Source organism: Rhizobium sp. CAU 1783, assembly GCF_054551725.1.
The window spans coordinates 186,054-208,248 of sequence record NZ_JBTOLM010000005.1 but is presented as its reverse complement, the minus strand read 5'-3'; the positions used below and the strand labels follow the sequence as shown (position 1 = coordinate 208,248).

Below are 22,195 nucleotides of genomic sequence, written 5' to 3'. Positions count from 1 at the left end.
TTACTGAGCGCTTGCCAGTGCTGCTTCCACGCGTTCCTGAGCCTTCTTGGGCAGCTTGACGGCCTTGAAGGCTTCGAGGTTCGCCGATGCGTCACCGACCACGACGACGCCGACCATGCCCATGCCGACATGCGGTGCGCACTTCACACCGTAGGCGCCCGGAACACTGAAAGTCACCTTGATCTGCTCGTTCATCTTCCCTTTGAACTCGGTGGCACCTTCCGGGATCATGCCCTTGATGCTTTCGGCGTTGTGGCCCTTGTCGGTAGGAATGAAGGTCACGCTGTCACCGGCAGCGATCTTCAGGCCGGCCGGTTCGAACACCATCGCACCGTCCTTGCCCTTGTTCAGCATGTGGACTTCGAAATCGGCGGCAACGGCAGAACCGACGAAAGCAGCGAGGACGGCACCGGCGACGGCGAAACGCTTCAGCATTGCGGACATTCTCTTATCTCCTTGAAATCAGGACCCCTCGGGTCCGTTGGGACAAGAGATACGCCCACCGGGGCACGGCTTCTTTGTCGCCGCACAAATAGCAGAACGCAACTTGCAAGACATTCGCATTTTGGCTCGTTCAGGCCCGATCCTTGGAGCCCTCGGCAAGTTCGGAAAGGCCCGCCGGGTTTTTGACGATGAGCTTCTGCCGCCCGCCCTCGACGAGACCCAGGCTTTCCCACGCACTGAGAATGCGCGACACTGTATGCAGCGTGGTCCCGGTCATTTCGGCGATGTCCTGGCGCGAGATCGGGAAGTCGATACGGATGCCGCCGTCTTCCTTGCGACCGGCCTTCTTGGCCAGGCGAAGGACGGCATGGGCAACGCGGCGCTCCACTTCCTGCGTCGACATTTCACGAATGCGTGTGTGCGCTTCCTCGAGCCGCTGTCCGATGGTCTGCATCGCACTGACGGCAAGGCGGGGATTGTGTTCCACGAAACTGGGCCAGAGGTCCGTCGGCCAGCCTAGCGTCAGGCTCTCGGCGGCCGCGATCGCCGTACCGGGATAATCGCTGCGCTGCAATGCCTTGGCAAATCCGAAGAGGTCGCCGGGGTGGACAACACGGACGATGATCTGTTGGCCGTCGGCGGTGACCTGCGTCACCTTCAGGCGACCGTGCAGCAGGAGGTAGAAACTGACGGCGGGTTGGCCTTGTTCGAAGACTGTGTCGCCCTGCGGCACGCGCCGCGGGCTGGCGTGGCCAAGGAGCTTGTCGAGATCCTCATCGCTCATCCGGTCGAACAGGGGAAGAGCCTTGACGACGGCTCGATCAATTTTCACCGTCGTGAATCCTTCCTTCAGGCGACCGATGCACTCAAGGCATTTAGGCCGAGCGCAACGACGTCGATCTACCCTTCAAGGTTGGCTTTCTAACCCAGCGAGCCACTTAACGAAAGGCAAAAAGTAGCCTTGCAAACCACCGATCATCGCGAACGAGCCGGAAGCCGACATTGTCCGGCGGGGTGCCGACGGAGCAGCCGCCGCCCTTGGGGTCACGGATAAAGGAACTGAGCGGTGCCCGGTGCTTGCCTGAAGCGATGTAGATCCCACAATCACTGGCACCCTCTACTTCCTGGGCCGTTTCCTGCAGGAGGACACGCCGATTGCAGGTCATTGTCCACTCCCAGATGTTGCCGCCGAAATCGGCGAGGCCGTATTCCCCTTCACCGAAATGCCCAAGGGCCTGCGGCGCGGGATCGCGCGACGCCTTGCGTTCGGCTTCCCGCCTGTAATCCGCAAGCCAGCGAAGGGCCGGGTTCTTGCTGTCGGGATCGACGCCGAGCGCATCATCGGGAAACTTCGAGCCCGCCGCAAAGGCAAGGTCTTCGTCTGTGGGCAGGGTCCAGACCGCACCGCTCTTTTCGCTGAGCCAGTTCGCATAAGCCGTCGCATCATCATGGCTGACGCCGGTCACCGGCAGGTCGTCCGTCGATTCCGTGGCGCTCTCGCGCGCCGGGCAGGCACCGTCTGCGACGCAGGCATCGTACTCGGCGGTGGTGATCTGAAATTTCGTGATCGACAGGGTATGCGCCCTGACAACCTCGACCTTGGGCGCATCTACCGCGAAGCCGTTCTTGTAGAACTCGCCGGCGGGACGGTACTCGAAGGCGCGGGGCTCGATGCTCACGGTCATCGGTACCGTGACCGTCGGCGCAGGCTGATGGAACAGTCCGGACTGCAGCCCGAGTGCAACGCCGATCACAGCGATCAGCGCAATCGGAATGACGAGCGAGTCACTTGAAGCCGCTGGATGGTTTTGGCTGAGCGAATGCATTTAAAATCTCCCGGAAAGAACCTGTCCGGTCGTGAGGGTGGCCCATGCCTACCAAAGGCTGGCATGGGCCTTGGCCGATCAGCTGGCCGAAGGAGCCATGACCGAGGTCATCAGGTCGTCGTTCCAGTCACCCGTGACGGTGAAGTGGGCGGCAGCACCCTTTTCGAATGCCTCGATCAGGTTATGGTTCACGTAGGCATACACACCCGGCTGGTGGAAGGTGTAGTATGCGGCGCCGGCAGCACCACCGGGGATGAACCAGGTTTCCTGGTCAACGTCCGGCGCGTTGGCGAACTTGCCGGTTGCCCAGACATAGTCACCATGACCGCCGATCAGGTGCGGGCGGGTATCCCGGTTGGCCTGGGAGTGAACGATCAGGACACGATCACCGACTTCTGCCTTCATCGCGTGTTCGCCGGTCAGCGCACCGACCGCACCATTGAAGACGATGTGGCTGGGGGTCAGCGTATTCATGACTTCCAGCGTGTCGGCATAGGCGTCGCCGGCGCTTTCGTACTTCTTGTAGTTGCCGTCCGCATCCTTCGGGACATAGAAATCCTGCTCGCCGACATAGTAGATCTTGTCATAGGCGAGATCATTGCCCTTGCCGTCTTTCAGGCCGTCACGCGGCAGGACCATGATGGCGCCGTTCATGCCCGAGGTGACGTGCCACGGAACCATTCCGGGAGGTGCGCAGTGGTAGACGAAGACGCCGGCCTTCGTTGCCTTGAAGCGGAGCACCGTCTGTTCGCCGGGGTTGACGATGGTCAGCGCACCGCCGCCCAACGCACCCGTTGCGGCATGGAAATCGATGTTGTGCTGCAGCGTGTTGGTGGCGGGGTTGATCAGCGTGAGTTCGACGTAATCGTCCTGGTGCACCACCATCAACGGGCCGGGAACGGAACCATTGAAGGTCATGGCATGGACCTCGGTGCCGGAATCATCGAGGATCATCTTCTGCTCCTTGATGGTCAGCGTGAACTCGACGACCTTGGGACCACCTTCGGCCTTCTGGGTATGTGCATGAACGAACGGGGGCTTTACCAGCTCGACCTTTTCGCGCGGCAACTTGGCAATGTCGGCGGCGGTCGCCGCTGCGTTGGTCTTGATGCTGCCGCCTTCGGCGCGGGCTTCGGTCGTCTTGATGATCGGCGCCAGGGCGCCGGCAAAGGCCGCGCCGGCCAGAATTGTGCGGCGGGTCACCTGAAACTGCTCAGTCATCGGAATATCTCCTTGTGGGTCTTGGCGGACTGAATATCGTCCGGTGAGGGTGTTCTACCCCCGAACCGGATGCCGCAATTTGTGCCAGCACAAACTTCGCCGAGCGGCAGACCACCTGCGTCAATTTGGCAGGAAGCGCGCAGCGGAAGTCGCAGAATCTATTGAGAAACAAGCGTTTTCCTTGCGCCTGGTCAAAGAGGACGCAGGCTCGATGCCGTAGCAGGTTTGCACATTGTCAAATTTGAGGGATTTCCCATGACCATGCGACAGCCTACTCGCCCCGCCGGCGGTATTCCGCGCGGCTTGTCCAGAACCGGTTCGGTCTTCTTTTCCTACGGCTTCCGGCCGTTCTTTCTCGGCGCCGCCATCGTCGCCATCGGCGTGATGTTCCTTTGGATCCTCGCATTGACCCAGGGTCTTGCGGTCGGAGGATCCTATGGCGCCAGCGCCTGGCACGCCCACGAAATGCTGTTCGGCTTTGCTTCGGCCGTGGTCGCCGGCTTCCTGCTGACAGCCGTCCCCAACTGGACCGGCAGGCTTCCGGTCTCCGGCCCTCCCCTGATGGCGCTGTTCGGCCTCTGGCTGGCGGGACGGATCGTGCTGATCGATCCTGACCTGCTGACTGTCGAGATCGCCGTGACGATCGACAGCCTCTTCCTCCCTGCGTTTCTCTTCGTCTGCGCCCGCGAGATCATCGCGGGCCGCAAATGGAAGGAACTCAAGGTGCTGGCCATCCTTGCCCTTCTTTCTCTCGCCAACATCGGGTTTCACGTCGGGACGCTGACCGGGGAGACAACCGGGATCGTGCAACGGCTGGCGGTTTCGGCCTACATCGTTCTGATCATGATCGTCGGTGGGCGCATCATCCCGAGCTTTTCCCGAAACTGGCTGAACCAGAAAGGCGAGACGCGTTTCCCCGTTCCCTACAATCGCTTCGATGCAATTGCGATCATTGCCGGCGTGGTGGCGCTCGGCAGCTGGACACTTATTCCGCAGGACCGCCTGACGGGTGGTGTCGCGCTCGTTGCAGGCGGTTTGCATGCCGCCCGGCTCCTGCGCTGGCGCGGTCACACGGTGTTCGCCGAAAAACTGCTCTTCGTGCTGCACACCGCCTATGCATTCGTACCGCTCGGCCTCTTTGCGGTAGCGCTCGGCCAATGGCAGCAACTGGCCCCGAATGCCGTACTGCACGTCATGACCGTCGGAGCAATCTCCATGATGATGCTGGCGGTGATGACCCGCGCGATACGCGGCCACACCGGGCGCGTCCTGACAGCCTCGAAGATCACGACCGCGTCCTATGTCGCGCTCCTCTTCGCAGCCTTGCTGCGCCCGGCAGCCGACTTTGTGCCGGCGCAGGGGTTGGAACTCTACGCCGCGGCCGGCCTGTGCTGGATGCTCGCCTTTGGCCTGTTCGTCGTCGAATACGGCCCGATGCTCACACGGGTCCGCCGCGTGGTTTGAAGCATAGAGCAGCAAAACCCGGCGTCTCACGACGTCGGGCTCACCAAGACTGGCATGAATTTCAAAGTTCAGTGTCGTGAGGAAAAGGGAAAGACGCCCGGACGGATCATCTCCGGCGTCCAGCGCGGTTCATAGGTCAGTTGCACAACAGCCACCGTCACCCCCGCAACGGCCTCGACCGAGGCCCGCACCGCCTGTTGCAGGAAACCGGCTGCCGGACATCCCTTCGTCGTCGTCGTCATGACGACGTTTGCGGCGCCCGCCTCGTCGACGGACACGTCGTAGATAAGCCCGAGGTCAACGATGTTGCCGCCGATCTCGGGATCGGTGATGCCGGTCAGGGCGACCAGAACATCGGCCGCAAGACCTCGCGCTTGATCGACATCCATCATCTACTCCGCCACGCCACCAACCCGCACCAGCATGCGGTAGGCCTCGCCCGTCTCGTCGTAGTTGCCGACCCACTGGTGGCCGCGCTTCTCCAGTTCTGGCATCAGGAAGACGGGTTCACGCGATAGCAGCGCGAAGAGAACCTCGCCCGGCTCCATGAGTTCGATCCGGGACAGGATCTTGGCCATCGGCTCCGGAGGATCGAGATCGGTGAGGTCGAGATGGAAGATCGGCTCGGCCCACACGGCCGCCGCCTCGGCTGCCCCGCTCGAGGCGGCTACATCGGCCGCGCCTCCGGCCTCGGGCGTAAAAAGCACCTGCCAGTCGCCGCCCTCGATCTCGACCGCCTCGTGCGCATATCCGCGCTTGCCCATCACGCGGAAAAGCGGCTCAGGCTTGAAGGTGGCCACGAGCCTGAGCCCTTCACCTGGCTTCAGCGATTGAACGGCTTCCATGATGGCATGAAACGGTTCTCCGCCATTGCGCAGGATGGGACGCACGTCGAGTTCTCTGTAAGGGGTTGTCATTGTGACCTCGTGGGGTGGAAAGAGGGTAGAAAGAAATTGGGCCGAACGGCGCCCGCGGGCAAGCGCTTATTCGGCTCGACCTCCATCAGGCGTCGGGCACGGAAGAATTCGAAACAAAGCCCGGTAATCGCGGCGAATTGCAGGCTGGCGGCGCTGCGAAAAAGAAGATTGTTTCCAAGCACAAGCGAGGCCGTCGAAGCGACCACGGCGCAATGGAACATCGCGAACCACAGCCGCGCACGCGGTTCGTTGACGAGATCCTGCACTCGCGGCGTCGGCCCACGACCGAGGACCGGGCCATAGCATTCGAGCCAGGTTAGGAAAGGTACGATCTTGTAGAGCTTGGCGAGCCCGAGGCCTGTCAGCCATCCGAACCCGAGAAGATAGACGATCGCCGGAACATCTTCGCCAAGCCGCCCCGCGATTGTTGCGAGTGTCAGCCACAGCGCTCCGGAAGCGAGCGCCGCGAATGCCGCTATGCTGGCAAGACTGTTCAGCTCCAGCTGTGGTCGACGCCGCGCCCGGTACATTGCGATAAGGTCGGCACCATAGAGGCCGAGACCGGCGATCGAAAGCCCGAGTGCGGCAACCATGATTATTCTGGCGCCCGGGACATCGGCTAGGACCAGCGCAAGCACGGCCGCCACCACCGCGATAGCCGCGGAGCCGGAAATCCACACCTTGCCGCCGAACCGGGACGCGCTGTCGGGCGCCAGCATGAACATCGGCAGCAGTCTGTAGCTGACGCCGAGCGCAGAAAAACTCAGCCAGCCTCCGAGACCCAAGGCGACGTGCAAGGGCAGCGTATCAGGCAGGATGGCAAGCCAGCTGGCTGGCAGAAACCCCGAAAGTGCAAAAGCGAAGACGACCCCGAGACCGAACGTCGCGCAGAGACAGAAGAGGCCGACGGTGACGAAGCGGGCTGGCAGACCGAGTGGTCGCGCGGTAGCGATCGTGAGAACGAGAATGGCCGCAACGCAGAGATAGCCACCCGCGAGCAGGAGAGCACCGCAGGTAAGCAGATGCGGTGCAAGCGAGAAATCCCCGGCCATACCGGCAAAGCCGATGACGAGGCTCGACGCTCCGGCGACGATCGCACCGAGTGCCGGAAAGGCTGCGCCCTCGCCTTTGAGCGGCTTGGCGATCAGGACCGGGACGAACTGCAGTAACGCACCGGACATCAGAAGGCCGAGCCAGCCGGCCGTGAAGAGGTGAACGACGGCAAGCGTCGACGGCGCCTCGACCGCGGATATCGGATCCCCGTAGCCCGCGGCCAGCAATGCCTGACCGATCAGCAGGAAAAGGCAAGCGGCCGCGAAGTAGCCCATTGTCCAACGGGAAAGACTGGCACTCGGCATGTCGATCACCTCATAGCGGAAGCGTCAGGGACGGTCTGCCTAATGGTCCCCGCCACAGCTGCACTCGCAGCCGGCGTCCTTCATGCGTGCGATCTCGACCCGCCAGACCTCCGGTCCTTGTTCGAGATATTCCCAGCCGAACATGCCCGAGAAATTCGTTTCGAGATGATAATGCAACGGCCGCGGATCATGGTCACTCGTGATCAGCATCGAGCCGCCTGGGAGCAGTGCGTTGAGCATGCCGAAGATCCGGGGATGGCGTTCCGGCGGCGGCACGAGGCGTACGTCGATCGATGGCTTGATCTCTGCAATGTCGGTCATCAGTCTATCCTCTCTGTCTCGGCCCGCTGGTTTCCGTCGCGGCCCGGGCCTGGCCTGCCGGCATTTCTAGCGTGAAGTCGGTCATCGAAACTTGACGCCGCGCAAACAAGTCCGAGATGCCCGACCGGCCTTTCGTCGCGCTGCTTGGGATTTGGCAAAGAGCAAGACGAAAGGCCGGTCTAGGAAGGGTTCACCAAAAACTGGAGAGCCTCGATGCCCCATGAATTGATCCGGAAATATGGCGAGTCCCGCCTGCCCCGCTACACGAGCTATCCAACGGCGCCGCGCTTTGCCCCCGGCATCGCAGCCGGCACCTATGGCGACTGGCTATCTCGCATCCCCGCTCGGGAGGCCGTTTCTCTCTACCTGCACATCCCGTTCTGCCGGTCCATGTGCTGGTATTGCGGCTGTCACACGTCGATCACGCAGAAGGACCAACCGATCCTCGACTATCTCGACGTCCTTAAGCGGGAGATCAGACTTGTGGGCAAGGCCGCTGGCAAAAGACTGAGAGTAGGACAGATCCACTTCGGCGGCGGCACGCCGACGATCATGAAACCGGAAGAGTTTCTCGACCTGTCAGCCTTCCTGCAACGGGAACTCGACGTCACCCCCACCGCCGGGATCGCCGTCGAGATCGACCCGCGCACGCTTTCCCGATCGATGATCGGCGCATTGGGACAGTCCGGGGTAACCCGCGCCAGCCTCGGGGTGCAGAGTTTCGATCCGACGGTACAGAAGGCAATCAACCGCATCCAGACAGCGGAACAGACGGCCAATGCGGTTTCCGGTCTGCGTGACGCCGGTATCGAGAGCATCAACTTCGACCTGATCTACGGGCTGCCGCATCAGACCGTGGAATCCTGCGTTGCGACGGCCAGGACAGCGATCGCAATGCGCCCGGACCGCTTCGCCGTCTTTGGTTATGCGCACATCCCGTCCTTCAAGAAGCACCAGCGCCTGATCGACGAAAATGCGCTCCCGGACGCCGCCGCCCGGCATGCCCAGGCGGAAGCCATAGCCGATACTCTTTCGACCGCCGGCTATCGCCGTATCGGCCTTGACCATTTTGCCCTGCCGGACGACGAACTCTCCCTCGCCGCCGACAACGGCCGCCTCCACCGCAATTTCCAGGGTTACACGACGGATGCCTGCACGACGCTGATCGGCCTCGGCGCCTCTGCGATCGGCCGGACCGCGGACGGCTACGTCCAGAACGAGGTGGCAATCGGCCAATACGCGCAGCGCATCGCCTCCGGAAAGCTTGCCACCGCGAAAGGTTACCGCATGACCGCGGAAGACCGGCTGCGGGCGGCCGTGATTGAACGGCTCATGTGCGATTTCAGGGCCGATCTCCCCGCGCTGTGCGCAGCCTACGGTTTCGAGCCCGATCAGCTGCTGTCCGGCAACGCGATGTTCGAGAGCATTCTCGAGGACGGCATCGCGGATATCGCCGACGGTGTCGTTTCCGTTCGCCGCGACTGCCGCTTCGTCATCCGCGCGGTGGCAGCCAGTTTCGACGCCTATCTCGATCAGTCGGCCCGAACCCATTCCAAGGCAGCCTGAGACTTTCGCCCTTTCCCGGAAACGGAAAGGCCCGGCGCTACCCCAAGCGCCGGGCCTTTCTTTACGCGACCCGCCTCCGCCTTATCCGGCAAGGCCGCGATAGATCGCCGGCAGGGCCGACGGCAGCCGCCCGATGTTGGACACGACGGCATAGCCGTGCTGCCCGAAAATCGCCGGCACATAAGACTTCGCGTCGCGATCCACGGTCACTCCGAATACCCGAACACCCTTGCGGCGGGCTTCCACGACCGCGCGGCGGCTGTCTTCGAGGGCAAAGCGTCCCTCGTAGTGATCGACGTCGTTCGGCTTGCCATCGGTCAGCACCAGCAGGAGTTGCCGACGGTTCGGCTGTTCGGCGAGCTTGGCTGTCGCATGGCGGATCGCCGCTCCTATGCGCGTATAGTAGCCCGGCTTCAGGGCGGCGATGCGGTTCTCGACCACCGGCCCCATCTTCTCGCCGAAGTCCTTGATCGTCTCGACGCGAACCCAGGATCTGCGGCGCGAGGTGAATGTCAGGATCGAATGGTTGTCGCCGCATGCCGAGAGACCATTGGCGAGCACCAGAAGCGCTTCCTTTTCCACGTCCAGCACGCGCCGGTCGTCGAACCAGGCATCGGTCGACAGTGAGACGTCAACAAGCAGCGTGACGGCAAGGTCATGCGCCTGCGGCCGGCTCATCAGATGGATGCGGTCGCTCCCCTCGCCTCCGGCCCTGAGATCGGTCCGACTGCGTACGACCGCGTCGAGGTCGAGATCGGCCCCGTCGAGCTGTGCACGCAACATTTCGTGCCGAGGACGCAGAACCTCGAACTGGCGGCGCACGCGCCTAATCAGGCTCTTCATTGCCGCACTCGTTTCCGGGCTCTCGCCGGCTTCGCTTGCCGAGCCGGAAAGAACCCGACAATAGTTCTTGAGATACGCATTCCGCCGGTAGTCCCATTCAGGATAGGACAGCTCAGCTGACAGGGGCGTGCGGTCGAGCGCTTCGGGTGGCAGGTCGAGGTCGAAGCGGAAGCGGGCCGACGGACGCCCTTTGCGCTCGCCGAGCGTCATGTCGTCGAGTTCCTCTGCCGCAGTCGCGTCGTGGTCGTCGCTGTCGTCGCCGGGGCGATCGACATTGACCATCTCGGCCATGGCGAGGATCTTCTCGAACCGGTTGAGAATGAAGGGGCTGCGATCCTTGTCCCGGCCGTCATTCTTCTCCCGGGTCGCAATGTGGCGCCCTGCGGCGGCACCTTGCCGATCGCCACCTGCCGCAGGGCGGTCCTCGCCCTCCCGGGGAGGGCTTTCCTCTCGAATGAGAGCGTCCGGCCAGAGCGGTACCGGCAGCATCGGCAGATAGCCGGGCGGTGCGCGGGCCGGCAGCGGTTCCGGAAAAGCCAGAGGTGCGAGGCCCGCTCCAGCGCGCAACAGGCCGATCACGCGATCCTCGACCATTTGCTCGACCCGCGGCAGCTTGCCACGATGCCTCTCGACCAGTGCCGCAGCGCACAGGCGGAGGTAACGAACCTCGAGCCCCGGGAAGGCTCTGATCGTCGCCCGCGCGGAAGCCTCGGCCCGCGCCAGCAGGGAAACGTCACGAACCAGCGGATCCATGTCCGCTACCGGATCGAGTGGCATGGTCGCCATCACGGCAGCAAGCCAGACATAGAGATCGCCGTTCAGCGAAGCGCGCGGAAAGAGGTCGATCACCGGAGGAAGCATCAGGGTCGCGTGGTCGCGACCGGGCTGCACCAGTTTCTCCTCGCCAAGACCCAGCCGCTGGCGAAGCTTGAGACGGTGTCCGGAGGTGCGTCCCCGCGCCGGAGCGATCTGCACCGCGTGCTCGCCGCCGAAGCCACGAAAGCACACGGCAAGCACCGCCTGGACATCCTCCAGCGCCACCCCCGCCTCGGGATAGCGAGGCCAGGTGCGTGTATTGCCGGCAATGTTGTGCCAGGCGCGGCCGACGGTCTCTTCCAGTTCGAGGAAGTCGAGCATGACATACCTCTCTAGCGGATGATCGCGCCGGCCAGTTCGAGAAGGGCTGCGCGTACGTCGGCTTCGTCGGTGAGCGGCTCGATCATGGCCGAGCGCACCGCATCCTTCGGCGGCAGGCCGGCGTCGATCAGGCTCGCGCAGTAGACGAGCAGACGGGTCGACACACCTTCTTCGAGATCATGTCCCTTGAGTGCCCGCAGGCGCCGCGCCAGCTCGACGAGCGGCACGACCAGCCCCTCGGCCAGTCCGCTTTCCGCGGCCACCACAGCGATCTCGCGGTCGCGCGGCAGGAAGTCGAACTCGATGGCGACGAAACGCTGGCGCGTCGAAGGCTTCAGCGTCTTGAGCAGGTTCTGGTAGCCCGGATTGTACGAAACGACGAGCATGAAACCGGGCGGTGCGCTCAACTGCTCACCGGTTCGTTCGAGCGGCAGGATACGCCGGTCGTCGGTCAGCGGATGGAGAACCACGGCGACGTCCTTGCGGGCTTCGACCACCTCGTCGAGATAGCAAATCCCGCCGTCACGCACCGCGCGCGTGAGAGGACCGTCGACCCAGACGGTGTCACCGCCCTTGAGCAGAAAGCGGCCGGTCAGGTCCGCAGCCGCAAGGTCGTCATGGCAGGAGACCGTCGAGAGCGGCAGGCCGAGCCGGGCGGCCATGTGGCTGACGAAGCGGGTCTTTCCGCAGCCCGTGGGGCCCTTGAGCAGCAGCGGAAGCTGGCGGGTCCAGGCCGTCTCGAACAGCTCGCACTCGTTGCCGATCGGTGTATAGGCCGGAATGTCGACGCCGGATGGAGGATTGGTGAGCATGATGTTCATCGGGGTGTTTCCTTCAAGGCTGACGATGCCGTCACGGACAGGAATTGTTCGGGTCCTCCTCCCTGCGGGGAGAGGCACCGGTCGCATTCGAAAGGGATGAGGGGACAAACGGCGCCCCCTCATCCGGGGCGGAGGACTGCCCTCTCCCCGAAGGGAGAAGGAGAGATTTACTCGGCGGGTTCGGCGTAGCCGCCGAAGGCAGGCGCCTTTTCCTTGCCGGGAACCAGGATCGCCCAGATGAACATCAGCGCGGAGATCAGTACGACCACGCCGGAGCCCAGGCGGACCCAGTAGAACAGCGCAAGCTGATCCTGGACGGCCATGTAGCTTTCGCCGAGCACACGCTGCAGATGGACCTGCAGGACCCCGGCAAACGTGAGCGCGAAGGTCATCACCGACATCGCCGTGCACATCATCCAGAAGCTGATGATCGAGAGCCACTGGTTGTAGGGCTGCCGGCCGCGGATTTCCGGTACGGCATAGGCCATGACGGCGAGATTGAGCATCACATAGGCGCCGAAGAAGGCGAGGTGACCATGAGCCGCGGTAACCTGCGTGCCGTGGGTATAGTAGTTCACCGACGACAGAGTGTGCAGGAAGCCCCAGACACCGGCGCCGAAGAAGGCCATGACCGAGCAGCCGATCGACCAGAGCAGCGCCGCCTTGTTCGGATGCTTGCGGCCCGCCTTCCAGCTCATCACGAAGGTGAAGATCACCATGGTGAAGAACGGAGCGACCTCGAGCGTCGAGAACAGGGAGCCGATCCACTGCCAATAACCCGGTGCACCGATCCAGTAGTAGTGGTGGCCGGTGCCGAGAATGCCCGAGAAAAGAGCAAGGCCGACGATGACATAGAGCCACTTCTCGACCACTTCGCGGTCGATTCCGTTGAGCTTGATCATCAGGAAGGCAAGCACCGACGCCATGATCAGTTCCCATACGCCTTCGACCCAGAGATGAACGACATACCACCAGTACATCTTGTCGAGCGCCAGGTTGGCCGGGTTGTAGAAGGCGAAGAGGAAGAAGATCGCGACACCCCACAACCCGAAGACCAGGATATTGGTGACCACCGTCTTGCGGCCCTTGAGGATCGTGAGCGTCACGTTGAACAGGAACATCAGCGCGACGATGACGATGCCGACCTTGATGGCGAAGGGCTGCTCGAGGAACTCGCGGCCTTCGTGGATGTGGAAGAGATAGCCCACCACGGCCACGGCAGCGGCGACGAGGAAGATCCAGAACTGGGCAATTGCCAGCTTGGGGCTATACAGCTCGGTCTCCGCCTCTTCGGGAAGCAGATAGTAGGTTGCCCCCATGAAGCCCATCAACAGCCAGACGATGAGCGCATTGGTATGGACCATCCGGACGATGTTGAACGGCAGGAGCTCGGAAAGCGTGTTGGGCAGGACATAGATGGTGCCGGCAAGCACGCCGAACAGCACCTGGGCGAGGAAGAGGCCGAGCGCGCCGTAGAAATACAGCATCGCGACCTTCTGGGTTTGATATTTCATGTTGTTTCTCCTTGTCGCGACGCGTGCTCAGCCCGCCTCGTTCGGCGGCCAGTTCTGGGTCTTGATCCGGCTCGTCCACTCGAGGAAATCGGCGAGGTCGTTGAGTTCCTGTTCGGTCAGGTTGAACTGCGGCATCTGCCGCCGTCCCTCGACACCCGAAGGCTGCGCGGCCATCCACGATTTCAACGTTTCGCGGGCGCTTTCCGGGTCGCTTTCGCCGCCCCAGCGCTTCCAGACATTGCCGAGCTCCGGCGCGAAATAGGCGCCTTCACCGAGCAGGGTGTGACAATTGATGCAGGCGTTCTTTTCCCAGACATGCTTGCCGCGGGCGACGCCGTCAGTCAGCGTCGATTCATCGGTAGATGTCGTCTTCATGTAGTAGTGGCTATGGGCCGTGAGGCCCACGAAGATCGTGAAGAAGAAGATGGACCCGCCGTAGAAGACGTTGCGGGCCCCTGTCTTGGTTAGGCGCTCTGCCATCCCCATGGTCCTTTCGTTCGCCGTAGGTTTCATTCCGCCGCCGGCCTGGTGAAATCCCCTGCAGTCGACGGCGGCGACACGCCCCTCAAGCCGTTCTGCGGGATGTTCCCTTTCTAGCGGCGCGGCAGAAGCCTTCTTTGCGTTTCGGCAAACAAACGGGCGATGGTCGAGGAGACACTCAAACGAGGGTGATCAGGACGGCCCGCGAAAGGGCAAGGACGAGGAAAAACACCGGCCAGCCGATCAGTGCCGTCCGCAACAATCCGCGCGCTTCGCGAAGATCCATGAAGTCGAGAATGACCAGCCGCGCCTTTGCGACGGCCGCGGCGAGCACGATGACGACTGGCACCAGCAGACTACCGCTGAGGGCCGCGAAGACGGCCCCGCCGACAGCAAGGACCATCAGGGTGACAAAGGCCCAATGCAGGCGTTCCAGGGAAAAACGGTTCATCGTATCAGGCCAGGTAGATGATCGGGAACATGACGATCCACACGAGGTCGACCGCATGCCAGAGCGTGGTGATAAGCAGCACGTTGGTGCGCGACGGCTTCATCGCCACCAGGAGCATGACGATCGAACCGAATACGACATGCATGAGATGGAAGCCGGTGATGATGAAATAGATCTCGTAGAAACGGCTGAGAGCCTCGTCGGCGGCATACTGCGCCTCGCCGAAATACTCGAAGAGCTTAATGCCGACGAACACGAAACCGAACATGGCGGACAAGACCAGCGAACGTTGCGTCTGACGGGAGGTCGCATTGCGCCGGGCGGCGATCGCTGCGAGCCAGCCGCTCGTCAACAGAACAACGGTGTTGATGGCCGCCAGCCCCGGGCTCAGATGCAGCCGCGCCTGCGCGAAACGATCGGGCTCGAGCGCCGACATCACGAGAAATGCGCAGATCAGGATACCGAAGGCGACCAGCTCGCTCCAAACGAGCACCCAGAGCAGAAAGACATCGCCTTCCTGTTCGTCTGCGGCCGTCGCGGACCCCGCCGTGGCGATGTTGGCTATCGTGTTCATGCGACATTTTTAGCCAAGGCCGTTCTTTGCTTCTTTGCGGAAGCTCAAAGAAAAATGACAGGAGGCAAGTTAGGATTGGATCATGAATGGAGATTGCTTCGATGACTGATGCCCAGATCGGCCTTGCCGTTGCCACACCTATCATCATCGGCTTTGCCATCCTGCTTTATCGCATGGGCGTGTTGCAGCGCGGCGGCACGATATCTGCAGTGCTGGCATCGGTCGCCATAGCGACCATACTTTTCCTAGGACAGTAAGGAGGTGCGCCATGCGCACGGAAAAGCGGATTGACGAACTGGACCTGAAAACCCTGCAGCAGAACCACGAGGAACTGCTCGGCCTCTGCCGCAGCCTCGAGGAGCTCGCAGACTCCCTGCCATTCGACGTCGACGACACCCTTTGCCGCAAGGTCTCGGACGCCGTCGTGCCGCTCATCGACAGGACGCAGAAATTCGAGGAACAACTGCTGTTCCCGGATCTCGACCGCAGCGCCGGCTCGTGTTTCACGGCCATGATGATCGAGCGGCTGAAAAACGAACACCGTTGCGACCGTCTGGCTGCGGAGGAAATCTCGCTGACTCTGAAGGCACTCCTCGCCGGACGCTGCGGCCTCTCCTTCGATACCGTCGGCTACATGCTGCGCGGCTTCTTCGAATGCGTCCGTCGCCATATCGCCGCCGAGACGGCCGTCATCGACTCCGTTTTCGCCGGTGAGCCCGAGCGGCAGGCAGCCGTGCTATGACGAACCTGCTGATCGCGCTCACGGTCTTCCTGGCGCTGCATTCCATACCCGCACTACCGCCCGTGCGGGCGGGAGCGATCAGCCTTCTCGGCCGCAGAACCTACCTGATGATATACTCGCTGGTCTCCATCGTGGTGCTCGGTTGGGTGTTCCAAGCGGCGCTGGCCACGGACTACATTCCACTCTGGCAACCGGCCGGCTGGCAGGCCAAGGTTACCATCATGACGGCTCCCCTCGGTCTGTTCCTGGTTCTGGCGGGGCTTGCCAGTCCCAATCCCATGTCGGTCAGCATCCGCCCGGATGTGGCGCCGGGTGCCATCACATCCGTGACACGCCATCCGGTCATGTGGGGCTTCCTGCTCTGGTCGGTCGGCCACTTGGTCCCGAACGGCGATCTGCGCTCGCTGATCCTGTTTGGCGGTTTGTCGCTCTTCACGCTTGCGGGACTGTTGATGCTCGACCGACGCGCGCGCAAACGTCTCGGCGACGACTGGGCGCCGATGAGCAGAACCCATTCGATGATCCCCTTCGCCGCGATCCTCAAGGGCCACAACCGGCTTCGCATCGATCGGCCGATGATCGTCTCGGCCGCGATCGCAGTCGTAGTCACCTGGTGGCTGCTCGCCGGCGGTCATGCCGCACTGTTCGGGGCGGACCCTCTTCTCGCCGCAACCTTCTAGAGCAATTCCAGCAAAAGTGTGAAGCGGTTTTGCGTGAAGAATTGCGTCAAAACAAGGAGATAGAGCATTGAGGCGAATCCGTAATCGCCGGAAATGCTCTAGCGATCATCATCGCCCTTCCATTCGGCAGCGAGCGGCTCATCGGTGACCCGCAAAAGGTCGATGGCGCGCGCGGCGATGTGGTCGACGATGGCGTCCACGCTTTCGGGACGGCGATAGAAGGCTGGCACCGGCGGCATCACCACGGCCCCCATTTCGGTCACCGAAACCATGTTGCGAAGGTGACCGAGATGAAGCGGCGTTTCTCGCGCAAGGAGCACCAGCGGTCGACGCTCCTTGAGATGCACGTCCGCGGCACGGATCAGCAAGGTATCGGCAAGCCCCGCCGCAATACCCGCAAGGCTTCGCATCGAACACGGCGCAACGATCATGCCCGCCGTCCGAAACGACCCGCTGGCGATCGCCGCGCCGATGTCGTCGATCCGATAGCGGCAGGCGGCGAGCTTTTCGAGCGCCGGGAGTGCACCATCGCCGAGCTCATGGGCAAAGGTCCGTTCGGCCGCAGCCGACACGACGAGATGCAGTTCGACCGCCTCGATCGCCGCGAGCCGTTCGGCGATCCGCAGCGAAATCGTCGCACCTGATGCACCGGAAACGCCGAGCACGATCCTGCGAGCCTTCATGATGGATCTCCAAGCCCGAGTTCACCCCAGAGCGCATCGACCCGTGCAACGACGTCGGGCACCATGTCGAGGACCCGGCCCCACTCCCGATCCGTCTCCGGGCCAAGCTTGCGTGTCGCGTCGAGCCCGAGCTTGCCGCCCAGCCCCGGCCTCGGAGAGGCAAAATCGAGATAGTCGATCGGCGTGTCATGAATGACGGTCACATCGCGACCGGCGTCGAAACGCGTCGACAAGGCCCAGACGACGTCCGGCCAGCTGCGCACATCGATGTCGGGATCCACCACGATGATCAGCTTAGTATAGTTGAACTGCGGCAGCATCGACCACAGACCCATCATGATACGCTTGGCCTGACCCGGATAGCGCTTGTCGATGGAGACCACGATCGCCCGGTAGGAACAGGCCTCCGGCGGGAGCCAGAGATCGTGGATTTCGGGGAACTGCTTCCGGACCAGCGGCACGAACAGCTCGTTCATCGCCTCACCAAGCTTCGAGGGTTCGTCCGGTGGACGCCCCGTATAGGTCGAGAGATAGATCGGCTTTCTGCGCATCGTGATCGCAGAGAGCGTCATCACCGGAAACCGCTCCACCGAATTGTAGTAGCCGGTGTGGTCGCCGTAAGGCCCCTCTTCCGCCAGTTCGCTTGCGGAAACAGTGCCTTCCAGCACGATCTCGGCGTTGGCGGGAACACAGAGCGGCTGGGTCACCGCTTTCACAACCCGGCTTCGCCGCCGCTTGAGCACCCCGGCGAAACCCAGTTCGCTCATGCCTTCCGGCAGCGGCATCACTGCAGACAGGATCGTCGCGGGATCCGCGCCGATCACCACTGCGACAGGCATGTCCCGGCCGAGCTTCTGCCATTGGCGATGATGTTTCGCGCCGCCGCGATGGGCGAGCCACCGCATGATCAGGCGGTCACGGCCAAGCACCTGCATGCGATAGATACCGACATTGACGTCGCTCGGATCGTCTGGCGACTGCGTGATGACCAGCGGCCAGCTTACCAGCGGTGCCGGTTCCCCCGGCCAGCACCACTGGATCGGCAGGCGGCCGAGATCAATCTCGTTGCCCCGCCAGACGATCTGCTGGCAGGCGGCAGCCGAAACCTGTCTGACCCTGAGCGACAGAGCGGATTGCAGGAGGGGCAGCTTGCCGACCGCCTCCCTGAACGACTGCGGCGGTCGGGGTTCGCGCAACTCGCCGAGCAGGTTCGCCAGTTCTCCTATTCCGCCACTTGGAAGTCCGAAACCCCATTCGATCCGGTCGCGTCTGCCGAAGAGATTGGCAAGCAAGGGTATCGACATAACCTCGCCGGCCGCATTGACCGGCTTTTCGAACAGCAGCGCCGGCCCCTCCGCGGCAAGCACGCGCTGGTGGATTTCCGTGACCTCGTGAACCAGCGAGACAGGCCTTTCGACGCGCTTCAGACTCCCCCGTCGCTCGAGTTCCGCCACGAATTCCTGCAGGTCGGCATAGCGCCTGATCGTCGATGCTGCGTGTGTCATGCTGCCTGTGTGGCGGGTAATATTAATGACGTCTTTGCGCTGGCTCAAACGCTTTCTTCGGACAAGCCGTTAGCATGCCGCGGATCGCTCTCTGCAAAGGCTTGATAACCATGCAATTTCCCCACACGCTTGCGGCCCCGCTCAATCTTGTTCCCTTGGCCGCGATCGAACGAGCGGTGACCCTGCTCTTCCAGCGGATGATGAAAGAGCATCCGGGTATGTTCGACCGCCTCGGCGAACACAAGGAAAAGCGCTTCGCCTTCCTCCCCGTCGATGTGCCGTTGTGCTTCGTCGTCGAACCGGCAAGGCCAGGGATCCGCGTCATGCGCAGGTCCGGTTCGCCAGCGGGCGTCGATGCCTCTGTGGAAGGCCCGCTCTTTACTCTGCTCGCACTGCTCGAAGGTCGCTGCGACGCGGATGCCCTCTTTTTCTCACGCGATCTTTCGGTCACCGGCGACATGGAGGCGATGCTCGCGATGCGCAATGCCCTCGACGACTGCGACATAGATCTGCCGCGCGATCTCTCGACGCTGGCGGGACCACTCGCACCGCTCTTCGGACGGATCGGCGAAGGAATCCGCCGGCACGCCCTGTCCGGGGAGAACTCCCCATGGAACTGATCTGCCCGGCCGGCACGCCTGCGGCCTTTCACGAAGCCGTCGACGCCGGTGCTGACGCCGTCTATTGCGGCTTCCGCGACGAGACGAATGCCCGGAACTTTCCCGGTCTCAACTTTAGCCGGGACGAGCTGCGCGATGCGATTGCCTATGCCCACCGGCGCGGCACGCAGACCTTCGTCGCGCTCAACACCTTCATGCGGGCCGGGGACGAGGAGATCTGGTACCGCGCCGCCGCCGATGCGGTCGCGCTCGGCGCCGACGCATTGATCCTCGCGGATTTCGGTCTGATGGCCCACGTGGCGGAGCGCTATCCCGACCAGCGCCTGCATGTATCCGTGCAGGCCTCCGCCTCGAATGTCGATGCGATCAACTTCCTGGTCGAGGCCTTCAATGCCAAACGCGTGGTCCTGCCGCGCACGCTGACAATCGCCGACATCGCCCGGATGGCCCCGAAGATCCGCTGCGAGATCGAGGTCTTCGTCTTCGGTGGGCTCTGCGTCATGGCAGAAGGCCGCTGCTCGCTGTCCTCCTACGCAACCGGCAAGTCGCCGAACATGAACGGCGTGTGTTCACCCGCCAGCCACGTTCACTACCGGAAGGAGGGCAATGAGCTTGTCTCGGAGCTTGGTGACTACACCATCAACCGGTTTCCCGCCGGCGAGGCGGCCGGCTATCCGACGCTCTGCAAGGGGCGCTTCGATATCGCCGACGATCGCAGCTATGCCTTCGAGGACCCGGTTTCGCTCGACGTCATGGGTGAGATCGACGCTTTGACCGCAGCCGGCGTCAGCGCCCTGAAGATCGAAGGGCGCCAGCGCGGCAAGGCCTATGTCGCCGAAGTCGTCTCAACGCTGAAAAAGGCCCTTTCCGCCCGTCCCGACCAACGGTCGGCCCTCCTGTCGCGTCTTCGTGGCCTGAGCGAGGGCCAGAAGACCACATCGGGCGCCTACGAGAAGCGCTGGAGATGAGCATGAACGATATGAAAGCACCGTCGCTCACGATGGGCCCCGTCTACTATCTGTGGGACGGCCCGAAATGGCGCGACTACCATTTCCGCATTGCCGACGAGTCCCCTTTCGACACGGTCGTGATCGGCGAGACCGTCTGCTCCAAACGCCAGCATTTCATCGAACCGCACATTGCCGAGGTCACCGAGCGGCTCGAGGCTGCCGGCAAAACGGTGGTGTTCTCGACGCTCGCACTGGTCACTCTGGAACGTGAGAGCCGACAGATCCGCGACTTGGTCGGACAAAGCGATCATCTGGTCGAGGCGAACGATCTCTCGGCTCTCGGCCTGTTGAACGGAATGCCCCACACCGTCGGCCCGCTGGTCAACGTCTACAACGCCGCGACCGCGAGGCTGCTGGGCGGGCGCGGCGCGACCCGCATCTGTCTGCCGCCGGAGCTGCCCTTCACCTCGGTCGAGCGCATCGTCGCCGAAAGCCCCGGCATCGATTTCGAGGTTTTCGCCTTCGGTCGCATGCCGCTCGCCATCTCCGCCCGCTGCGCCCACGCCCGCTCGAAGGGCAAGATCAAGGACAACTGCCTGTTCGTCTGCGGCGAGGAACCCGATGGTCTGCCGGTGAGGACCCTTGACCGCCAGTCGTTCCTGGCGCTGAACGGCGTTCAGACGGTCTCTCACACCTGCCAGGCCCTTCTAGGTGAACTCGAAGACCTCGCCAAATGCGGGATCGCGGCGATCCGCCTCTCCCCCCAGGACTGCGACATGGTCTCCGTCGCCAACCTCTATCGCAGCGTGCTCGACGGTGCCCTTGATCCGGAAGAGGCGCTTGGCCGGTTGCGGGAGATCTATCCCGCCGCTCCCCTTTCGAACGGCTTCCATCACGCCCGTGAAGGTGCGGCCTGGGTGGCCCGCGCTCGGGACACGGCCCATGGAGCCGTAGCCTAGGAACAGCCGCCGTCGTCCGAAAGCCCCCATTCATCGCGCTTTGCAGAGCCCCGCGGTCCCACGACCGCGGGGCTCTTCGTCATTCCGCTCCAAGGCTCGCGACCAACCAACGGCGCCGACGGCCTCGGCACCCCATAATTTTTCCTGAATGGCGGCTTGACGGGATGATATAAAAATATACCGTATGGCTATAGAGATATAAAAATAACATTTTGACAGAGGGATTTGATGGCGACGGTCAAGGAGCGTTTGCTCGACAGTCTGGAAAATTCCACGGCCGCCGGCCGTGCGATCGCCACTTACATGCTGTCGAATCTGAGCGAGCTGCCCTTCGAGACGGCCGCCAGCATCGCCGCCAAGGTCGGCGTCGGTGAAATGACCGTCGGTCGTTTCTGCCGCTCGATCGGCTACACCCATTTCAAGGAACTGAAGGCCGACCTGAAGGACGACTTCGGCGACAGCCCTTGGCTTGTCGGTGACCGGCTGAAGGAGTTCGCGGCACGCGCCCGCTCCGGCAACGACCAGCTGGCCGCCGGTCTCGAAATGGAGATCGGCGCACTGGTCCGTGTCTACGAACTTGCCCAGACGCCGGAATTCGCCCGCTTCGTCACCCGTCTCAGCAAGGCCCGCAAGGTTTACTGCGCCGGCTTCCAAACCGAGCGCGGCGTCGCCGCGGTGCTTGCCCATCAGCTCCAGTATCTTCGCGACGAAGTCCATATCGTAGACATGGCTGCCGGAAATTTTGTCGACGTGCTGCTGACCAATGCGGACGGCATCATGCTCGTGGTGATCGACACCCGTCGCTATTCCCGCCAGAGCAAGCAGCTCGCCGAAGCCGCCCACGCGAAGGGCATTCCGGTCACCATCATCACCGACACCTATTGCGACTGGGCAACCTCCGCTTCGAGCGAGGTCTTCGCGGTACCCACCGCCCTCAATCAGTTCTGGGACTCTCTCAGCCCGCTTGTCTCGCTCGTACAGCTCGCCATCAGCGGCGTCTTCAGTGAGCTCGGCGTCGAGGTCGAGGACCGGTTGGGCCAGATGTTCAATTGCTACAAGACCTTCACGGGCTATGCCGGAGGCACCCCGGAAGACTGACAGATCCAATCCTCCACCCGT

At 62.7% G+C, this 22,195-nt stretch carries 25 protein-coding genes; 9 read left to right on the top strand and 16 right to left on the bottom strand.

Annotated features, from left to right (window positions below; genetic code table 11):
- From ACX93L_RS19760 to nirK, 4 genes are all read right to left on the bottom strand, one after another.
- Window positions 1-444: a pseudoazurin gene (locus ACX93L_RS19760; protein WP_459406420.1), complete on the bottom strand. Its 444-nt coding sequence runs from the start codon at window positions 442-444 to the stop codon at window positions 1-3.
- Window positions 445-574: 130 nt separating this feature from the next.
- Window positions 575-1,276, bottom strand: coding sequence for a Crp/Fnr family transcriptional regulator (locus tag ACX93L_RS19755; protein ID WP_459406419.1), 702 nt, complete (start codon window positions 1,274-1,276; stop codon window positions 575-577).
- A 106-nt stretch (window positions 1,277-1,382) separates the two neighbouring features.
- A complete protein-coding gene (locus tag ACX93L_RS19750; RefSeq protein ID WP_459406418.1) occupies window positions 1,383-2,270 on the bottom strand; it encodes an SUMF1/EgtB/PvdO family nonheme iron enzyme in 888 nt (295 codons plus the stop codon).
- A 78-nt stretch (window positions 2,271-2,348) separates the two neighbouring features.
- Window positions 2,349-3,491, bottom strand: a complete 1,143-nt coding sequence (nirK, locus tag ACX93L_RS19745; RefSeq protein WP_459406417.1) for a copper-containing nitrite reductase — start codon at window positions 3,489-3,491, stop codon at window positions 2,349-2,351.
- Window positions 3,492-3,746: 255 nt separating this feature from the next.
- On the opposite strand from nirK, the gene ACX93L_RS19740 reads away from it, so the two are divergent.
- The gene (locus ACX93L_RS19740; RefSeq protein WP_459406416.1) at window positions 3,747-4,955 is read left to right on the top strand and encodes an NnrS family protein; all 1,209 of its coding nucleotides are present in this window, start codon (window positions 3,747-3,749) and stop codon (window positions 4,953-4,955) included.
- Window positions 4,956-5,023: 68 nt separating this feature from the next.
- Here the strand turns inward: ACX93L_RS19740 and ACX93L_RS19735 are convergent, their stop codons facing one another.
- The 4 genes from ACX93L_RS19735 to ACX93L_RS19720 are packed head-to-tail and all read right to left on the bottom strand — an operon-like array spanning window position 5,024 to window position 7,551.
- Entirely contained in the window at window positions 5,024-5,344 is a 321-nt protein-coding gene (locus tag ACX93L_RS19735; RefSeq protein ID WP_459406415.1) for a metal-sulfur cluster assembly factor, read from the bottom strand.
- A 3-nt stretch (window positions 5,345-5,347) separates the two neighbouring features.
- A complete protein-coding gene (locus ACX93L_RS19730) occupies window positions 5,348-5,872 on the bottom strand; it encodes a DUF2249 domain-containing protein (RefSeq protein ID WP_459406414.1) in 525 nt (174 codons plus the stop codon).
- On the bottom strand, window positions 5,869-7,230 hold the full coding sequence (locus tag ACX93L_RS19725) for a hypothetical protein (protein WP_459406413.1): 1,362 nt from the start codon (window positions 7,228-7,230) through the stop codon (window positions 5,869-5,871). Before ACX93L_RS19725 ends, ACX93L_RS19730 begins: the two co-directional genes overlap by 4 nt.
- Window positions 7,231-7,269: 39 nt before the next feature.
- Window positions 7,270-7,551: a DUF2249 domain-containing protein gene (locus tag ACX93L_RS19720; protein ID WP_169594279.1), complete on the bottom strand. Its 282-nt coding sequence runs from the start codon at window positions 7,549-7,551 to the stop codon at window positions 7,270-7,272.
- A 213-nt stretch (window positions 7,552-7,764) separates the two neighbouring features.
- Here ACX93L_RS19720 and hemN point away from each other — a divergent pair, with 213 nt between their 5' ends.
- A complete protein-coding gene (gene hemN / locus ACX93L_RS19715) occupies window positions 7,765-9,117 on the top strand; it encodes an oxygen-independent coproporphyrinogen III oxidase (protein WP_459406412.1) in 1,353 nt (450 codons plus the stop codon).
- Window positions 9,118-9,198: 81 nt separating this feature from the next.
- On the opposite strand, the gene ACX93L_RS19710 is transcribed toward hemN, so the two are convergent.
- The 6 genes from ACX93L_RS19710 to ACX93L_RS19685 form a co-directional block, all read right to left on the bottom strand.
- Entirely contained in the window at window positions 9,199-11,097 is a 1,899-nt protein-coding gene (locus ACX93L_RS19710; protein ID WP_459406411.1) for a VWA domain-containing protein, read from the bottom strand.
- 11 nt (window positions 11,098-11,108) lie between these two features.
- Window positions 11,109-11,918 carry a CbbQ/NirQ/NorQ/GpvN family protein gene (locus ACX93L_RS19705; protein ID WP_169594286.1) on the bottom strand — a complete coding sequence of 270 codons (810 nt, stop codon included), beginning with the start codon at window positions 11,916-11,918 and terminating at the stop codon, window positions 11,109-11,111.
- Between the two features lie 167 nt (window positions 11,919-12,085).
- Window positions 12,086-13,432: a cbb3-type cytochrome c oxidase subunit I gene (locus ACX93L_RS19700; protein ID WP_459406410.1), complete on the bottom strand. Its 1,347-nt coding sequence runs from the start codon at window positions 13,430-13,432 to the stop codon at window positions 12,086-12,088.
- Window positions 13,433-13,459: 27 nt separating this feature from the next.
- On the bottom strand, window positions 13,460-13,912 hold the full coding sequence (locus ACX93L_RS19695) for a c-type cytochrome (RefSeq protein WP_459406409.1): 453 nt from the start codon (window positions 13,910-13,912) through the stop codon (window positions 13,460-13,462).
- A gap of 178 nt (window positions 13,913-14,090) precedes the next feature.
- On the bottom strand, window positions 14,091-14,363 hold the full coding sequence (locus ACX93L_RS19690; RefSeq protein ID WP_169594294.1) for a cytochrome C oxidase subunit IV family protein: 273 nt from the start codon (window positions 14,361-14,363) through the stop codon (window positions 14,091-14,093).
- Window positions 14,364-14,367: 4 nt separating this feature from the next.
- The gene (locus ACX93L_RS19685; protein ID WP_459406408.1) at window positions 14,368-14,937 is read right to left on the bottom strand and encodes a cytochrome c oxidase subunit 3; all 570 of its coding nucleotides are present in this window, start codon (window positions 14,935-14,937) and stop codon (window positions 14,368-14,370) included.
- A 101-nt stretch (window positions 14,938-15,038) separates the two neighbouring features.
- Here ACX93L_RS19685 and ACX93L_RS19680 point away from each other — a divergent pair, with 101 nt between their 5' ends.
- Genes ACX93L_RS19680 through ACX93L_RS19670 form a run of 3 tightly spaced genes read left to right on the top strand, consistent with a single transcriptional unit; the run spans window position 15,039 to window position 16,359 of the window.
- Window positions 15,039-15,194, top strand: coding sequence for a hypothetical protein (locus tag ACX93L_RS19680; protein WP_169594299.1), 156 nt, complete (start codon window positions 15,039-15,041; stop codon window positions 15,192-15,194).
- 11 nt (window positions 15,195-15,205) lie between these two features.
- Entirely contained in the window at window positions 15,206-15,679 is a 474-nt protein-coding gene (locus ACX93L_RS19675; protein WP_459406407.1) for a hemerythrin domain-containing protein, read from the top strand.
- Window positions 15,676-16,359 carry an NnrU family protein gene (locus tag ACX93L_RS19670; protein WP_459406406.1) on the top strand — a complete coding sequence of 228 codons (684 nt, stop codon included), beginning with the start codon at window positions 15,676-15,678 and terminating at the stop codon, window positions 16,357-16,359. Before ACX93L_RS19675 ends, ACX93L_RS19670 begins: the two co-directional genes overlap by 4 nt.
- Before the next feature lie 98 nt (window positions 16,360-16,457).
- On the opposite strand, the gene ACX93L_RS19665 is transcribed toward ACX93L_RS19670, so the two are convergent.
- Both ACX93L_RS19665 and ACX93L_RS19660 read right to left on the bottom strand, forming a co-directional pair.
- Complete coding sequence (locus tag ACX93L_RS19665; protein WP_459406405.1) at window positions 16,458-17,042, bottom strand: UbiX family flavin prenyltransferase; 585 nt, start codon at window positions 17,040-17,042, stop codon at window positions 16,458-16,460.
- The gene (locus ACX93L_RS19660) at window positions 17,039-18,547 is read right to left on the bottom strand and encodes a UbiD family decarboxylase (RefSeq protein WP_459406404.1); all 1,509 of its coding nucleotides are present in this window, start codon (window positions 18,545-18,547) and stop codon (window positions 17,039-17,041) included. Before ACX93L_RS19660 ends, ACX93L_RS19665 begins: the two co-directional genes overlap by 4 nt.
- Before the next feature lie 110 nt (window positions 18,548-18,657).
- On the opposite strand from ACX93L_RS19660, the gene ubiT reads away from it, so the two are divergent.
- The 4 genes from ubiT to ACX93L_RS19640 all read left to right on the top strand — a co-directional run bounded on the left by ubiT (window position 18,658) and on the right by ACX93L_RS19640 (window position 22,174).
- The gene (gene ubiT / locus ACX93L_RS19655) at window positions 18,658-19,167 is read left to right on the top strand and encodes a ubiquinone anaerobic biosynthesis accessory factor UbiT (RefSeq protein ID WP_459406403.1); all 510 of its coding nucleotides are present in this window, start codon (window positions 18,658-18,660) and stop codon (window positions 19,165-19,167) included.
- Window positions 19,158-20,135 carry a ubiquinone anaerobic biosynthesis protein UbiU gene (gene ubiU, locus ACX93L_RS19650; protein ID WP_459406402.1) on the top strand — a complete coding sequence of 326 codons (978 nt, stop codon included), beginning with the start codon at window positions 19,158-19,160 and terminating at the stop codon, window positions 20,133-20,135. The genes ubiT and ubiU overlap by 10 nt, the downstream gene beginning before the upstream one ends.
- Window positions 20,136-20,137: 2 nt before the next feature.
- Complete coding sequence (gene ubiV, locus ACX93L_RS19645) at window positions 20,138-21,076, top strand: ubiquinone anaerobic biosynthesis protein UbiV (RefSeq protein WP_459406401.1); 939 nt, start codon at window positions 20,138-20,140, stop codon at window positions 21,074-21,076.
- Window positions 21,077-21,304: 228 nt separating this feature from the next.
- Window positions 21,305-22,174, top strand: a complete 870-nt coding sequence (locus tag ACX93L_RS19640; RefSeq protein WP_459406400.1) for a MurR/RpiR family transcriptional regulator — start codon at window positions 21,305-21,307, stop codon at window positions 22,172-22,174.
- The last annotated feature ends 21 nt before the right edge of the window (window positions 22,175-22,195 follow it).